This is a genomic window from Reyranella soli, assembly GCF_007992495.1.
Lineage (GTDB): Bacteria > Pseudomonadota > Alphaproteobacteria > Reyranellales > Reyranellaceae > Reyranella > Reyranella soli.
Map to the genome: position 1 here is coordinate 1 of NZ_BKAJ01000113.1, position 16,299 is coordinate 16,299.

The window sequence follows — 16,299 nt, forward strand, 5'->3', positions numbered from 1 at the left end:
GGCGGCGTCGGCCCCGCCGGCGATCGCGTAGGTGAGCGGGTTGGCGTTGGCGTCGGTTGCGGTGATGGTGGTGACGAGCGAGCGGTTCTCGGGCGAGGTGAAGGTGGTACCCGAGGTGATGACCGGCGCGCTGTTGTTGGCGGAGGCGGGGACGAACGTGACGTCGACCCAATAATTCGAGTTGTTGTAGCTGGCGTTTGGAAAGACGCCGGGCGTGCCGTCGGCGAAGACGCCGGCGGAAACGCCGGCGGTCAGCACACCGTCGGGTCCGCTGTGGGCGGCGGTGAAGTAGTTGCTAGTGGCGGCGTAGTTCTGCGTGGTGCCGTAGGACACGACGTAGGTCGAGCCGGCTTGGATCGCGATCGGCGCCGAGAGGGTGCCGACCTGCCAGCCCGATTCGCCCGCGGCGGAGGTCACGGTGACGGACCCCAGCAGGACGCCTGCGGCGCTCCACAGATTCAGGACGCGCGTGTCGGTGTCGTTGGCGTCTGCCGCGCCGCGGAAGTAGCGCAGCTCGGTGATGGTGCCCACGGCGTTCGCCGTGAACCTCATGCCGAGCTCGTAGTCGGTCGGGTCGGTCGTCTCGGTCGTCGTCGGCGCGTCGGTCGAGGCGAAGACGCTTGAGCCGGTAATGCCGTTCTCGGCCCGGTCGGTGACGGTGACGGTGATCGCCTGGGTCACCGCCGGCGCGATGCCGTCGCTGACGCTGACGATCAGGTCGTAGACGTTGTTGGCGCCCGCGTCGGCTGGGGCCTCGTAGTCAGGCGCCGCCACGAAGCTCAGCACGCCGGTCGAGGCGTTGATGGTGAAGCGCGCGGCGTCGGCTCCGCCGACGATCGCGTAGGTGAGCGGATCGACGTTGGCGTCGGTCGCGGTGATCGTGCCGGCGATCAGCCGGTTCTCTGGCGAGGCCAGTGCCGCGGCCGACGTAATGACCGGGGGCGAGTTCACCGGCGCATTGAGGGCGTCGAAGGTGATGTCGACCCAGTAGTTGGCGCCGTTGTACGAATCCGACGGCATGACTGCAGTGCCGCCGCCGTAGTGGTAGACGCCATTGTTGCCGCCGGCCCCGTCCTGGACGACGCGCACGACGCCGCCGGACCCCCAGAAGGAATCGTTGTTGAGACCGTCGAAGGCGACGTCATTCGCATCCACGAAATAGTTGTTCGTCGACACGTAATTGTCGTTGGTGCGATACGAAACGATATATTGCGTCCCCGCCGTCAGGGTCACGGGCGACGACAGGGTGGCAACCTGCCAGCCGGTCTGGCCCAGGCCCGAGGTGAAGATCACCGTGGCGAGCAGGGTACCGTCGGCGCGCCAGAGATGGCCCTCGCGCACGTCGGTGTCGTTGGCGTCGCCACTGCCGCGCCAGTACCTGAGCTCGGTCACGCTCCCGGCGCGGTCGACGGCGAAGCGCATGCCGAGCTCGATCGTCGTCGCGTCGTTGGTCAGGACCGGAGAGCCCGGCGTTTTGCCGCCGAAGGCGCTGAAGGCGCTCGACGGCGTAACCGTGACGACCTCGATGTCCGGAGTAATGTTGTAGACGTTCAGGCTGTCGTCGATTGCCCGGGCCTCGATCGTGACGGTGCCCTGCTTCGTCGGATACCAGTAGAAGCTCCAGGTGGCCCAATTGTCGGCGGAGCTCGCAACCTTCCAGGTGGTGCCGCCGTCGACGGATACCTCGACCGCAGCTACCTTGCCGTCGGTCGTCAACGGGTTGCCATCAATGTCGGTCGCCGTGCCGGTGATCATCACCGGCGACAATGCCTCGACAGTGTCGGGCAAGTCGTTGATCGAAGCCACCGCGGCGGTGGTGTCGGTCGACGCGCTGGCGCGCTTCAGCCCTTGCGAGATCAGGAAGGCGTCAGCGACCCCCGGCTGGATTCCCATGTCCGCGAACATGTTGATCGTGAACTGCTGGATGTCGACGTTCTCGATGTTGGCACCGTAGGGTGAGCTGTCATGCTCGTCGCTGAGTCCCCAGGTCCAGAAGGTGGTGCCAGCACCAAAGACCAGCGAGCCACTCGCGGTGCGATAAAGCGACAGGTTGTGCGTCGCGACACCTGGGGCAGTGTTGTTGCCCTGGTCGGTCAGGATTGCATTCCACGACAGCGTCGTCTCGGACAGCTTGATGAGGCCGGCGGGACGCTGGTTGTCGTCGGGCGAGGTGTCCCACTCGTAGCCGAGGATTCCCGGGGCAATGTCGAGTTGGCCGCCGTTGGCGATGGTGGTGTCGCGCCAGACCCGCAGGGTGGCATAGTTCGACGGCACATCGAGGGCACCGCCAAACTGGCCGGCGCCATCGGGGCCGAACAGCTGGCCGGTCAGCTGGTTCTGGCCGCAGTGGCAGGCCGGGTTGAGGCCGGTGATCGGGTCCACATCCTGGAGGTTACCGCCGCCGGCCTGCGGGTTACCATGGAAGCGCGTGTCCATCCACGTTCCGGTCCAGATGTCACTCGGGTCTAGGTTGTAGTAGTCCGCCGGGCCGGCGTTGGGATCGGCGACCGCAAGCGTCTCCTTGTAGCAGACGAGCGTGCGGTAAGCCGTGCCGTCGGCGCTGTAGGCGACCTCCCAGCGCGTCTTCCAGTAGACTTCGTTGCCGCTCCAGAAGAGCAGGTTGACGCCAGAATCGCGCGCTTCTTCGACATTCGCGCGCTGGTCGCCCGACCAGTATTCGTCGTGGCCAACCGAGATGAATGACTTGTAGTTCTTGAGGTAGTCGGCCCCGAGCCGATCGGTGTCGACGCCAGAGATGTAGGAGACGTCGTACCCTTGCTTCTCGAGCCAGTAGATCGCCGAATAGTCGGCGCCGAACAGATAGTCCTGCGCGCCAGAGGCCGCGCCGGTGCCGTCATCCGTAATGAAGGGGCGATTGTAGCTGACCGCGTAGGCGCGATCTTGAGAGAAGTTACCGGCCCCTGGGATAGGGTCCCAGTTGATGCTGCCGTTTTGGTCTCCGTAAAGATTGGCGCCGACCACGCCGTTGTTGCCGCCCCAGGCATTGTAGGCCTGCCAAGTCGTGTCGGAGGTCTGCAGGACGATGTCGTGGCTCTCGCCGTCGTTGCGCACGACGAAGGGGATCTGGTTGACAGCTCCGTCGATCGGGTCGCCGTTCGAATCAAGGCGCTGCAGGCGGGCTAGGTAGACGCCGGAAACGGCGTCGGCCGGCACGTTCCAACCGTCGGTCACCGACCAGTTGCCGGCGTCGACCGTGCCGGTTGAGGCGTTGACGAGCGCGTTCGGCTGGACCTTGGCGTTGGTGTTCGTCCACTGGGCAACCTCGCGGGCACCGCTACCGCCGTAGTAGCCAAGGCGGAAGATCTCGACGATGTAGTCGCTGCCCGCGCCGCCGTTTACGTTGATCTTGAAGTCAACGCGCGTGCCGGCGTTGACGCTCATGTCTGTGGTGAAGCCTTCGATCTCCGTGCTGTGGGGTACGTTCCAGTACGACTCATCGGCACGACCTTCGACAATCGCATTCTCTTGGATAATCTCGTTCATGTACCCCTCGCAAACACGCATTGGTGAGGGGATAGATTCGAATGATTCAACAGCGACTGCAGGATCTCCTGCCTCCGCCGCCGCCCCTCACTCACCTCGCGCACAAGGGGCAGTTTGCCTTGCGCAATCCATGCGTGAAATCCTGAGCCGTGCGGTCATTCGGGGTAACCCCCTTGAGCCCGCCCCGGTTTGACGGAGCTCCAACTCGAGAAGGTCGAGCCATGACAAGCAACGCAGGAACAGCTCCGCCTGAAATCCGTAGGCGGTCATGAGTGTGAGCATGCGGCGCGATGGTCAGCGCTCGTCTCGATAGCAAGCAAAATTGGCTGAACGCCGCAGACGCTGAATGAGTGAAGAAGGTCGAGTGCGACGGCGGGCACAGGCACGGCCTGACAAGGGGCGTGGCAATCAGGGTCAGGCCTCTCGAGCCGGAGATCCGGGATTCTCGCCAGGCCAATGAGATCGATGTAAGGCGATCGCCGGGCGAAACCCCACCGCCGACACAGCCATGACCGCCTCAATCCACGATCACCCCCCTGGCGTAAGGGGTCGAGGCAATCTGCAGGATGCCGCCGATCACGGCGCGTGACCGATAGGGGATGGTAAGCGAGACTCTCGGTTGATTCGTGTCAGCTGGAATCGCGGTTTTCGCCGATATGCGCGTCGCCTGCAGCGACAATTTTGCGCTGAAAGCTGTGCCTCGGAACGAAACGCAACCGTGGACGTGAGACAAGACACCGTTCAAGTGCCGCCGTAAGCACCGCGCGATCCATGCCGGTTCCGATGAAGACCAGCTCTTGCCGACGATCGCCGAACGGCGCCCGCCAGTTCCCGTGGATTCGGGCGACGGCCTCGCTTTCGGTCGGCCAGTCCTTCTGTGGAATTGCCGCCCACCAGCGGCCGAGGGGACGGGTGTCGGTCAGACCGCCGGCGACACTGTACTCGAAAATGAGGTTGGGATCGGTCTCGACCCAGAACCAGCCCTTGGCGCGAAGGACGCCAGGCATGGCGCCGGCGAGGACGGCGTGGATCCGGCGGGCATCGAATGGTAGGCGAGCGCGCCAGACGAACGATTCGATGCCGTATTGCTCTGCCTCGGGGATGTGGTTCGCGGAGCCGTTCAGCTCCTGGACCCAGAGCGGGCGCGTGCGAGCCTTCTCGAAGTCGAACAGGCCGGTGTCGAACACGTTGGTCAGCGGGACGTCGCTGAAGTCGGTCTCGATGACCCGTGCGCCGGGGTTGAGGCTGCGGATGATGCGGCGGGCATCGGCCAACCGCTCCGGGCCTGCGGTGGTGACCTTGTTGAGGACGATAACGTCGGCGAACTCTATCTGGTCGACGAGAAGCTCGACTAGGGTACGCTGGTCCTCGGCGTCGCGCTTCTCGCCGCGGTCGCGGAGGAAGTCGTGGCTGGCGAAGTTGCGCGTGAGGTTGGCGACGTCGACCACGGTGAGCATCGTGTCGAGCCGGGCGACGTCGGAAAGGCTGACGCCGGTCTCGTCGCGGAAGTCGAAGGTGGCGGCGACAGGCAGCGGCTCGGAGATGCCGGTCGACTCGACGAGCAGGTAGTCGAAGCGGCCGTCGGCGGCGAGGCGGCGCACCTCGGTCAGGAGATCGCCGCGGAGTGTGCAGCAGATGCAACCATTGGTCATTTCGACCAGGGTTTCGTCTCGGTGCAGGACCTGGGGGCCCTCGGAGCCCACGCGCTGGGCGTCGATGTTCACCTCGGACATATCGTTGACGATGACGGCGATCCGCATCCCCTCGCGGTTGCGGAGCGCATGGGTGAGGAGTGTCGTCTTACCGGCGCCGAGGAAGCCGGACAGGACGGTGACAGGCAGTCTGGTCGGCATGGCTCTCACCCATCACGGAGAAGTGGCATCTGGTTGTTTGCCAAAGGCGTCGGGTCGCCGAAGGGAGACTGCGGTCGACGTGCGATGATAGGCTTGGAACCATTGGACGAACCGGTCGATGCCCTCGGCAATCGAGGTCGCTGGCTTGAAATCGACCTCGCGCGCCAAGTCGTCGACATCGGCATAGGTCGCCGGGACATCGCCCGGCTGCATCGGCAAGTACTCGCACTTGGCCTTGGTGCCGATGGCCTCTTCAAGCAAGCGGACAACTTCGAGCAACTCGACCGGACTGTGGTTTCCAACGTTGTAGATGCGCCAGGGGGCTGCGCTCGAAGCGGGGTCGGGCTTGTCGCCGGTCCAGTTCGGATCGGCTCGAGGCGTACGGCCGACCAGTCGGACAATCGACTCCACGACGTCGTCGACATAGGTGAAGTCGCGTCGCATGTGTCCATGGTTGAAGAGCTGGATCGGGCGCCCGTTGGTTATGGCATCGGCAAACAACCACATTGCCATGTCCGGCCTGCCCCAGGGGCCGTAGACGGTAAAGAAGCGCAATCCCGTCGTCGGCAGGCCAAACAGGTGCGCGTAAGAATGCGCCATCAATTCGTTTGCCTTCTTGGTGGCGCCGTAGAGGTTCAGAGGATGATCGACGTTGTCGTGAACCGAAAACGGCTGGTGCGTGTTGGCACCGAACACCGACGAGGATGAGGCATACAGCAGATGTCGGCAGCCATTGTGCCTGCATCCTTCCAGGATGTTGGCGAAGCCGACGAGGTTGGAGTCCACATAGGCATGAGGATCAACGAGAGAATGCCGTACGCCTGCCTGAGCCCCGAGATGGATCACAAGGGGGAAGCGGTTCCCAGCAAAGAGCGCCGCCATGCCCTCGCGATCGGCCAGATTCAGCCGGGCAAACCGAAAGGTAGAGTGCGCTGCCAGCTCTGCCAGACGCGCTTCTTTCAGGGCTGGGTCGTAGTAGGCGTTGAGATTGTCCAGCCCGACGACCTTGCGACCGTCCCGCAACAGCCGGCGCGCGACATGGTAGCCAATGAATCCAGCGGCGCCGGTAACGAGGATGGGAGACGCGGGCACTAGCGGAACAGCCGTTTATGCTTGCGACAGGGCGCTGGCGGCAGCGCGACCACCAAGCATCTGGCCGTACTGCGCGGTTGGCCGCACAAGCGGCCGTGCCGGATTGCCGACAACAACCATCCCAGCCGGCACATCCCGCAGCACTACCGCGCCCATGCCGATCAGGGCGCCCTCTCCGACAGTGATGCCGGGGCGCAGCATTGCGCCGGAGCCGACATACGCTTGTGCTCCGAGCGTCACGCTGCCGCCCAGCGTCGCGGAAGGCGCCACGGTTACGCCGGCACCCAGAACGCAGTCGTGGCCAATCACGGCACGGCTGCCAAGCCAGGCATGGGCGCCAATCTCCACCTGACCCGCGATGGCGCAGCCAGGCCCAATGCAGCTGCCGTTGCCGATCTCGGCACGGGTCGACACCGCTGCAAGGGGATGGATCAGCGTGACGAAGCGCGCAGCTTTGAGGCCGGTTCCGGCGATGATGTCGAGCTTGCGGCGATGGGTGCGTTCGCTGGCAATGCCGTTGATAAAGACAGTGTCGGCCAGCGCAGCAGCCTCAGCCAACGAGCCGACGATGGGCAGGCCGGTAAACTTGCTGCCCTTTCCGTGTTTGTCATCCAGCACGCCGGCGACCTTCCAGGGCGCGCCGAGTGCATCGATGATGTCGAGAATGTCGAGCGCATTGCCCGACGCGCCGAGGATAACGACACGCCGGCGGTTCAAGGCTGCACCGCGGTTTTCAGCGCGCCGACGACCTGATCCTGCTCGGCCTCCGTCATCTGCGGGTAGAGCGGCAGCAGGATTGTGCGGTCCTGCGCGTCTTCCGAGACAGGCAGTGGGAAACGTGCCGTTTCTGCATATGGCTTCTCGCGGTGGATGCACATGATGCCGCGGCGCGTGGCGACGCCGCGGTCGAGCATGGATTGCATCACCTCGCGCTGGTCCACCCCGTCCGGCAGGTGCACCGCGTAGGACTGCCAGTTGGTGCGGACGCGGTTCGGCTCTACAGGTGCCGCCACCTCGGGCGTCTCGGTCGCGATACGTTCGCGGTAGCGCTCGGCCAAGGTGCGGCGGCGCGAAACGATTTCCGGCAGGCGCTTGAGCTGTTCGATGCCGACCGCCGCCTGGATGTCAGTCAGGCGGTAGTTGAACGCCACGGCGTCGTAGGATTCGAAGATCACCTGCGGGCTACCATGGCGCACTGTATCCGGCACCGTCATGCCATGCTGGCGTAAAAGGCGGAAACGCGCGTCGAGCGCGGCATCCTGTGTCGTTAGCATGCCGCCGTCGCCGACGGTGACGACTTTGCGCGGATGCAGCGAAAAGCAGGCAACATCACCCGCCGGATCGCCGACGCGCCGCCACGATCCGCCAAATTGCATCTCGGATCCCAAAGCGCAGGCTGCGTCCTCGACCACCTTGAGCCCGTGGGCCCGTGCGACTGCCATGATCGCATCCATGTCGCAGGGTGTTCCGATCTGGTGCACGCAGAGGATGGCGCGCGTCTTCGGAGTGATGGCCGCAGCGATCAGCGCGGCATCCATGCCATAGCCGACCGGCTCGATGTCGATGAAGACCGGTGTCGCGCCGCACTGGTGTATGGCATTGGCGCAGGCAATGAAGGTGTGGCTGACGGTGATGACCTCGTCACCCGGGACCACGCCGACGGCGAGCAGAGCGAGATGCAGCGCGGTGGTACAGTTGGACACGGCGCAGGCGTGGGATGCGCCGGTGATTGCAGCGAATTCTTCCTCGAAGCGCGAGACGCGGGCGCCTTGCGTCAGCCAGCCCGAACGCACGACCTCGGCCGCAGCGAGGGCTTCCTCTTCGCCGATGAGGGGCTTCGTGATGGGGATCATGCAGCGACTCCGGTGAGCGCGGTCTCGGAACGCCACCAGCCGACCAACTCGGCAATGCCCTCCTCGAGGGCATGCGTCGCCTTGAAGTTGATCAGCTCGCGCGCCTTCGAGACATCGGCGAGGCGCTTCGGTACAGGGTTCACTGCGCGGGCCTCTTGGTGCACCGGTACGAGCTGCGGCTGGCCCATGACGTGGCAAAGGAGGCGAGCGAGGTCGAGCAGCGAGGTCTCCGTTCCGCTGCCGACATTCAGAGCGACGTCACTGGCCGGTGCGACGGCCGAGAGAATGTTGGCACGCGCCACGTCGCGTACATGGACCATGTCCATGGTCTGCAGGCCGTCGCCGAAGATGATCGGCGGCTCGCCGCGCGCGAGGCGTTCCATCCAACGCACCAGCACCTCGGTGTAACGGCCGTGGATGTCCATGCGAGGGCCATAGACGTTGAAGTAGCGCAGCGCTACGTAGTTCAGCCCGTGCATGTCGTTGAACGAGCGGTAGAGCCCCTCGTTGAAGGTCTTGGCCGCGCCGTAGAGGGTGCGGTTGTTATAGGGATGCTGTGCCTCGGTGGTGGGGAACTGGTCCGCCATGCCATAGACCGAGGCGGTGGAGGCGGCGACCAACTTTCGGATGTTCTCGGCGAGGCACAGTTCCACGAGGTCATAGGTCGCCGCGACCATCACCTCGAAGGCGGCGCTTGGTTCCTGTGCGCATTGCGTGATGCGTAGCGCGGCCTGGTGGAAGACGGTATCGCATCCAGCGACGAGCGACTTCATTGTCGCCGTGTCCCGGATATCGCCCTCTATCAGGCGCACCCGGTTGCTGGCGAGCGCACGAGCAAGGTTGTCGCGCCGCCCACGCACCATATTGTCGATGACGCGAACCTCGGCCGCACCGGCGTCCAGAAGCAGTTCGACGATATGCGAACCGACGAAGCCTGCGCCGCCGGTGACGAGGCAGGTGGTGCCGGCAAGCATGCCCTGAGGGTCGAGGGTTTCACGCGGCATGACTGGTCACCGGGTTAGGAACGAGGAGGCCACGCAGTGCACCGGCAATGTGGCGCTGCTGCTCGGGGCTGAGTTCGGGGAAGATGGGCAAGGAGAGGAATTCGGTGGCGAGGGCCTCGGCCACAGGGAAGCTGCCGGGCCCGCTGCCGAGGTCGGCATAGGCTGGCTGCAGATGCACGGGGCGTGGATAGTGGAGGCCCGTCGCGACGCCGGCTTCTGCGAGGCCGTGCGCGAGCCTGTCGCGGTCCGGATGGCGCAGTGCATAGACGTGGTAGACGTGCTCCAACGCTTTGGGCTTGGCTGGCAATTGCACGGGAAGCTCGGCGAGCAGCGTATCGTAGAGGGCTGCGACCTCGCGCCGGCGCTCCGTCCAGCGCGGCAGATGCGCGAGCTTCACCGACAGGATCGCGCCCTGGATTCCGTCCATGCGGTAGTTGAAGGCGTGCTCGACATGGTTGTAGCGGCCCTCTTGCCCCCAATCGCGCAGCTTGCGCATCCGAGCGGCGAGGGTGGCATCGTTGGTGACGGCGCCGCCGCCTTCGCCGCAGGCGCCGAGGTTCTTGCCGGGGTAGAAGCTGAAGCAGCCGATCGCGCCAATCGTGCCTGCGCACCTGCCCTTCCAGGTCGCGCCATGTGCCTGGGCGGCGTCCTCGATGACCGGCAGGCCATGCTGCTCGGCGATCGCCATGATGGCGTCCATGTCGGCCATGCGGCCGTGCAGATGGACGGGGATAATGGCTTTGGTGCGCGACGTGATCGCGCGCGCGATGCCTGCCGGGTCGATGTTCCAGGTGAGCGGATCGGCATCGACCAGCACTGGCGTCGCGCCGGCATAGCGGATGGCCGCGACCGTGGCGACGAAGGTCATCGAGGGCGCAATCACCTCGTCCCCCGGGCCGATGCCAAGCGCGAGCAGCGCGAGATGGAGCGCGGAGGTGCCGGAATTCAGCGCCACGGCTTCCTTGGCGCCAGTGTAGGTGGCGAAGGATTTCTCGAAGGCATCGACCTTCGGACCGGAAACATAGGCGCCGCTCGCCAGCGTCTCGAGCACGGCGGCGTCGAGTTCGGACTTGATGCCGGCGTACTGAGCGCGAAGGTCGAGAAGCGGAATCATGAAGCCATCCTTTTTGGAGAAATGTCGATGGGCTGGCCGCGCTGCCGCAGCGACAGCATGGCGGCTTCGAGCGTCTCGACGACGGTCAGACCGCAGCGCCCGGAGGTGATCGGCTCCCGCCCGTGGGTCACACAGTCGACGAAATGCTCAATTTCAGTAAGCAACGCCTCCTTCACCGAGAGCTGCGGCGCCCACATGTCGCCACTGCGATAGGAGATGCGCGCGGCGAGCTGCTCGGGGCCCTCGCCGCAGGTAACACCGCGGTCATAGACCTTGATCTTTTCGGTGGGCTCGAGGTCGTTCCAGACGATCATCTTGCGACTGCCGCCGACCAACGTCTGACGCACCTTCACCGGCGCGAGCCAGTTGACGTTGAGATAGGCAACGGTGCCCGAGGGATAGAACAGGCTGAGATGGGCCATGTTCTCCTGCCGCCCGCGGATGTGCCTTGCGCCGCTGGCCGAGACCGCGGTGGGCTTTTCCTGCAGCAGGTAGTCGAGCACCGAGAGATCGTGCACGGCGAGGTCCCAGATCACGTTTACATCGTGCTGGAACAGGCCGAGATTCACACGCGTGCTGTCATAGTAGTAGACATCGCCGAGGTCTCCGGAGCGGATGATCTCGCCGATCTTCTGCACCGCGCTGGTATAGACGAAGGTGTGATCCACCATCAGGGTGAGGTTGCGTCGCGTCGCCTCCTCGATCAGTCGGCGCGCATCGTCCGACGAGTCAGCGATCGGCTTCTCGACGATGACATGCTTGCCGGCGCGTAGCGCGGCAGCGGCCAGGTCGTGATGCGTCGCGACCGGAGTGGCGATCAGCACGGCATCGACGGCGGGGTCGTCGATCAGCGCGCGAGGGTCCTGATGCAGCGCGAGGCCTGGATAGCGCTTGCCAGCGCGCGCCAGTGCAGCAGCCGAGAAATCGGCAATGCCTGCAAGGCGGCAACCTTCCGTCTCGGCGACGCTGCGCGCGAGGTTCGGCCCCCAATAGCCGTAGCCGATGACTCCAATTCCGATCATTGCGCCGCCATTCCTGTTGCCGGGGTGGGAAAGTCTTCACGATTGCGAACATCGCCGACCACCTTGGCCGGAACGCCGGCCACGATGGCGTAGTCGGGCACGTCGCGCGTCGCCACCGCCCCTGCGCCGACGAGCGCGAAGCGCCCGACTGTGATGCCGCAGATGATGGTGGCATTTGAACCGATCGAGGCACCGTGGCGGATGCGCGTCGGCACCACCGACCAGTCGGCCTCCGTCTTGAGTCCTCCTTCCGGCGTGCAGGCGCGGGGGAAGAGCTCGTTGGTAAACATCACGCCGTGGCCGATGAAGACTTCGTTGTCGATCGTCACGCCTTCGCAGATGAAAGTATGGGAGGAGATCTTGCAGCGAGCGCCGACGTGGCTGTTCTTCTGGATCTCGACGAAGGGGCCGATCTTCGTTCCATCGCCGATTGAACACCCGTACAGATTTACGAGATCCGGGTGGGTGAGGACCGTCTCGGTACCAAGCTGGACGTTTCGGAGAGCCATTGCCCGGAACATCTGTGTTTGCCGGCTCTGTCGCAATCGGGCAATGGAGGTAAGACCAAAGTCCAGTCCAGGCTTGGAGCGCATGCAGTGCCGCTCGGGAACCCGATCGGGAGGACGATCACATTGCGGAGGCTGAGGGTGTCGACCGGGGGGGCGAACGAGAAACCAAGGCTAAGCGCAACCCAAGGGGCGCCAGGGTGGCCGAAGACCCTTCATCTCGATTCCGGCTTCACGCGGCCTTCATTCGTGCGGCCGCATCCAGGATGTCGTCCAGCCGTTTCAGTGTGGCCTTCCAGTCATGCCCCGCCAGCACGGCGGTGCGCGCCGCGGCGCCCAGATCTGGCGTCCTGCCGGCCAGCACCCGCGTCACCGCCGCCGCCATCGCTTCTGCACCATCCGCCACCAGCAGGTCGCGCCCAGCAACGGCCCGCACGCCCTCATGCGCTTCCGGCGAGGCGACCACGGGGCGCGCCATGGCCATCGCCTCAAGTACCTTGTTCTGGATGCCGCGCGCGATGCGGAGCGGCGCCACCGCCACCGCCGCATGGGCCAAATAGGGCCGCATATCCGGCACGCCGCCGGTGACGTGTACGCGCGGCAGTTCGGCCAGGGCCCGCACGGCAGGCGATGGACTGGCGCCAACGATGTGGAAATGCGGTGCCGGCAAGAGCGACACCAAACGCGGCATCACTTCGGTGGCGAAAAAGCTCACCGCCTCGATATTCGGCCGGTAGTCCATGGTGCCGGTGAAGATGATGGCGGGCGATGCGGCGGCGAAAGGGTCGGGCCAATCGTATTTCGGGTCAAAGCGCTCGACATCGACGCCGTTCTCCACCCAGTCAATACGGGACGCCACCTCGGGCGCGAGTGCGGCGAGGGTCTGTGCCTCCTGCGCCGAGACAAGCAAGGTGCGATCGAATTGCGCCGCGGCCCGGCGCTCGAAGGCCAGCAGGGTGCGCGCCTCCCGCGCCCAGACCAACCGTTTCGGCCCGCCGGCCGAGGCGGCGTAGGCGCGCCATTTCTCGGAATCCACATCGACCATGTCGAGGATGCGCAGCGGCCCGCCGGGCCCCGGCGGTACATAGGTCGCCATTGCCGAGGAATAGACCAGCACCGCATCGTAGCGCTGAGCGCCGAGGCCGGCGCGCACCCAGCGCGCGAGACCGGGCTCGCGGAACCAGGCGAGGCTCAGCGGCTCTCCGGGCCGCGTGCCAAACAGGGTGCGCGCAATGCGCCCGTTGCGCGTGACCGGCGCGGCATAGACCGCTGCGCAGCAGCCCCGCAGCACTGGCAAATGCTGGGCGTCCGCCGGATCGTCCACGAGGCAGCCGAGATCCACCACCCAGTCCCGCGCCAGATGCTCCAGCATGTGCCAAGCGCGGATCTTCTCCCCCTTGTCCGGCGGATAGGGGATACGATGAGCGAGGAATAAAAGCCGCGGCTTGCCCACGTGCTCAGCCCAGCCCGCGCACCAGATGCGGGCCGATCGCGTTGGCCACGGGCAAAGGCAGCCGCTTCCAGGCCGAAATGAAGTAGCGGAATTTCGGATTGTTCGGGTTGTTGTCCGGCACCTTCGCGCCCGGTGCGAGACGATAGCAGTAGTGCAGTTGCTCCGGCTCGAAGCCCCAATTCTTCTTGAAGGCGAAGGCGCCGGTATCGGCCTTGCTGCGACCGAAATCGAACATCGTGGCGCCGCGGTCCCGCGCAGCGCGACGCATCACCTCCCAGTACATCACATCGGCGGCGGCGAGGCCGCGCGCTTCCCGCGTGCCGCCGCCGTAATAGGGCAATACTTCCTGCTTGTAGTGGAAGGAGAGCACCGAGGCGACCGCCTGGCCGTTATGCAGGACCGTGGTTACATCGGACTCCTCGGGGAAGGCCTCGAGCAGCGCGCGGAAATACCGCTTGGGGAAGACCGGGCTGCCGAGGTTGCGCACGCTTTCCGCATAGACGCGGAAAAGCGCATCGACGTCGCGGTTGGTGTGGATCTCGAGGCCCCGCTTGGAAGCTTTGCGCACCTCGGCGCGCTGCTTGCGCGGAATGTTGGCGGCCATATCCTTGGCGTCATCGCCGGTGAGGGCGGCGATCGGCTTGCGGAAGGTGTAGTAAAGCGCCGGCCGTTCCACCCAGCCCGGATCGGCGGCGCCGAAGCGGCGATATTCGAGGCAGGGCGTACGGAGCTTCGCCTGCAGCTCGAAGGCATACTCGTTTAGCGCGTCGGCACCCTCCGACGTGGCGGCCAGCCCGCCGCCGTAGACACAGTAGGGCGTGGAGGCGAGCAGGTCGCCGAACAGCAGAGTCTTCATGCGCACGAGCGGCAGCACGCCGACCACGGCGCCATCCTGTTCAGCCAGCGCGTAGTGGGTGGCGTGGCCGAAACTCTGGGCAATCACCTTCGCCCAGGCTGAAAGGTGGAAGAAGCTACCTTCCGGCAGGGCGCGCACGAAGGCATCCCAAGCGATAGCGTTGGTCTCGTCGAGGGGGCGGATGCGGACCGACATGTCAGGCCGCCTCGAGATGCGGCGCGCCGATTGCGGCGCCGAACACCTCGTCCATACGGCCCCAGCGAAAGTCGCGCAGGAGCCGCACCAACCGCGCTTCCATCTCGCGCAGCCCGACATAGTGGCGGAAACGCGAAAGACGCCCGGCCCCCTCGGCGCGCGGCTGAGCGGGGTCGATCTCCCAGGGATGGAAGTAGAAGACACCGGGCTGGCCTTCGGTGGTATTAACGCGGCGCAGCCCGCTGCGCGTCAGCCCGTAGGGCAGCAGGCGGAACCAGCCGCCCCCTGCGCAGGGCAAGCTGCGCCCGAAGGCGCGCACCGTCGTCATCGGGATCTCCGCGACGCCGTCCGGGCGCGGCCGGTGCGGCCGGCGCGGCGCATCGGGATCGCCATAGAGGTCGTGGCGTACGGGGAAAACCGAGGAGGAGTAGCGGTAGCCTTCCTCCGCCAGCACCGCATGCGCCCAGGGAGTGTGCCTCGCACTGATCGAGAAGGTGGGAGCGCGATAGCCGATCACCGGTACGCCGCCGGTATCCTGCAGGATGGCTCGGGCGCGGCGGATGTCGGCACGGAATGCGGCCTCGCCGATGGCATTCACCTGTTCGTGGCCATGGCCGTGGCTTGCCAGCTCATGGCCCTCAGCGACGATACGGCGGATCAGCGCTGGATGTCGTTCGGCCACCCAGCCCAGGGTAAAGAAGGTGGCGCACACGTCGGCGGCGGCGAAGAGGTCGAGCACGCGATGGGTGTTCGTCTCCACGCGTCGCTCGCGCGCTTCCCAGCTGTCGCGCGAGATGACGCTGGTGAAGGCCTGGACCTGGAACCAGTCTTCCACGTCGACGGACATGGCATTGCGAAGCGAGCTCATGCGCGGCCGCCCAGCGTGGCGAACTGAGTCCACAGCTTCTGCAGGCGCCCCCTGCGTTCGCGGGGCGCCACGCCGCGTTCCAGCTGGCCTACGCGCTCGGTAAGCGCACGCAACGCGGTGCCGTCCTCCGCGCCATGGGGTGCCGGAGCCTTAGCACAGATCGCGCCAAGATCCTGCGTTAGCTCTTCGGCGGTGATGCTGACCAGTTCGGCGGTCAGCACCGTGGCATGTTCCAGTGCCCCAGCCAGCAGCACCCGCGTGCAGAGCCGGTTGATCCGGCGCGGGATGCCGCCGGAATGCTCGTGCACCAGGTCAAGCGCCTTCTCCTCCAAGGCGGGATAGCCGGTCCAGCCCACCGAAGTCATGCGGTGCCGGACGTAGAGATGCGTCTCCTCCCGCGTCAGGGCGGCGAGGTGATAGGCGGCGAGGACACGTTGACGGAGCTGGTCGAGATCTGGCCGCGCCAGGGTATGGCGCAGCTGCGGCTGACCTAGCAGCAGCACCTGCAGCAGCGCATGCGCGCCCTCGGTCACGTTGGAAAGCATGCGCAGCTCCTCAAGCGAGGCGACCGGCAGAGCCTGCGCCTCGTCCACGATGAGGATCTGCCGCCGGCCCCTTTCAGCAACGCCGCGGCGCAGCGTGGCGATGATGCCCTGCAGCAGCTCCGCCTTACCGCCGTCGGCCGGGGCGCCGAAGGCGATGGCGACGAGGCGCAGTAGCTCCGCGGGCTCGACCTGTGTCGTCATCACCCGCGCCATGGCATGGCCCTTGGTGGAGAATTCGGCGCAGAGCCGTTCAATCAGGGTGGTCTTGCCGGCGCCCACCTCGCCGGTGACAACAACGAAGCCCTCGCGCTGCGACAGGCCGTAAAGCAGATGCGCATAGGCGCGACTGTGCGCCGTGCTGGGGAAGAACAGCCGCACATCCGGCGTCATCCGGAAGGGCTGCTCGTGAAATCCATACACGTCGAGATTCATGG

General features: G+C 65.5%; 13 protein-coding genes. All 13 read right to left on the minus strand.

All coding sequences use genetic code 11. The features are described from left to right. On the minus strand, positions 1-3,504 hold a 3,504-nt coding region (locus tag RSO01_RS30135; RefSeq protein WP_147154271.1), incomplete at its 3' end, for a N,N-dimethylformamidase beta subunit family domain-containing protein. Between the two features lie 629 nt (positions 3,505-4,133). Then, positions 4,134-5,357 (minus strand): GTP-binding protein, encoded by a 1,224-nt coding sequence (locus RSO01_RS30140; RefSeq protein WP_147154272.1) that lies wholly within the window; start codon positions 5,355-5,357, stop codon positions 4,134-4,136. A gap of 12 nt (positions 5,358-5,369) precedes the next feature. After that, positions 5,370-6,449, minus strand: a complete 1,080-nt coding sequence (locus RSO01_RS30145) for an NAD-dependent epimerase (protein ID WP_147154273.1) — start codon at positions 6,447-6,449, stop codon at positions 5,370-5,372. A gap of 15 nt (positions 6,450-6,464) precedes the next feature. Beyond that, on the minus strand, positions 6,465-7,166 hold the full coding sequence (locus tag RSO01_RS30150; RefSeq protein ID WP_147154274.1) for an acetyltransferase: 702 nt from the start codon (positions 7,164-7,166) through the stop codon (positions 6,465-6,467). Next, positions 7,163-8,302, minus strand: a complete 1,140-nt coding sequence (locus tag RSO01_RS30155) for a DegT/DnrJ/EryC1/StrS family aminotransferase (RefSeq protein ID WP_147154275.1) — start codon at positions 8,300-8,302, stop codon at positions 7,163-7,165. Before RSO01_RS30155 ends, RSO01_RS30150 begins: the two co-directional genes overlap by 4 nt. Next, on the minus strand, positions 8,299-9,306 hold the full coding sequence (locus RSO01_RS30160; RefSeq protein WP_147154276.1) for an NAD-dependent epimerase/dehydratase family protein: 1,008 nt from the start codon (positions 9,304-9,306) through the stop codon (positions 8,299-8,301). The genes RSO01_RS30155 and RSO01_RS30160 overlap by 4 nt, the downstream gene beginning before the upstream one ends. Next, entirely contained in the window at positions 9,296-10,420 is a 1,125-nt protein-coding gene (locus RSO01_RS30165) for a DegT/DnrJ/EryC1/StrS family aminotransferase (protein WP_147154277.1), read from the minus strand. Before RSO01_RS30165 ends, RSO01_RS30160 begins: the two co-directional genes overlap by 11 nt. Beyond that, on the minus strand, positions 10,417-11,442 hold the full coding sequence (locus tag RSO01_RS30170; protein ID WP_147154278.1) for a Gfo/Idh/MocA family protein: 1,026 nt from the start codon (positions 11,440-11,442) through the stop codon (positions 10,417-10,419). The genes RSO01_RS30165 and RSO01_RS30170 overlap by 4 nt, the downstream gene beginning before the upstream one ends. Continuing rightward, the gene (locus RSO01_RS30175; RefSeq protein WP_147154301.1) at positions 11,439-11,951 is read right to left on the minus strand and encodes an acyltransferase; all 513 of its coding nucleotides are present in this window, start codon (positions 11,949-11,951) and stop codon (positions 11,439-11,441) included. Before RSO01_RS30175 ends, RSO01_RS30170 begins: the two co-directional genes overlap by 4 nt. 229 nt (positions 11,952-12,180) lie before the next feature. Further along, the gene (locus tag RSO01_RS30180) at positions 12,181-13,401 is read right to left on the minus strand and encodes a TIGR03087 family PEP-CTERM/XrtA system glycosyltransferase (protein WP_147154279.1); all 1,221 of its coding nucleotides are present in this window, start codon (positions 13,399-13,401) and stop codon (positions 12,181-12,183) included. A gap of 4 nt (positions 13,402-13,405) precedes the next feature. Beyond that, on the minus strand, positions 13,406-14,452 hold the full coding sequence (locus tag RSO01_RS30185) for a FemAB family XrtA/PEP-CTERM system-associated protein (RefSeq protein ID WP_147154280.1): 1,047 nt from the start codon (positions 14,450-14,452) through the stop codon (positions 13,406-13,408). A gap of 1 nt (position 14,453) precedes the next feature. Beyond that, entirely contained in the window at positions 14,454-15,320 is an 867-nt protein-coding gene (locus RSO01_RS30190) for an XrtA system polysaccharide deacetylase (protein ID WP_147154281.1), read from the minus strand. After that, a complete protein-coding gene (locus RSO01_RS30195) occupies positions 15,317-16,297 on the minus strand; it encodes an ExeA family protein (protein ID WP_147154282.1) in 981 nt (326 codons plus the stop codon). The genes RSO01_RS30190 and RSO01_RS30195 overlap by 4 nt, the downstream gene beginning before the upstream one ends. Positions 16,298-16,299: the final 2 nt, after the last annotated feature.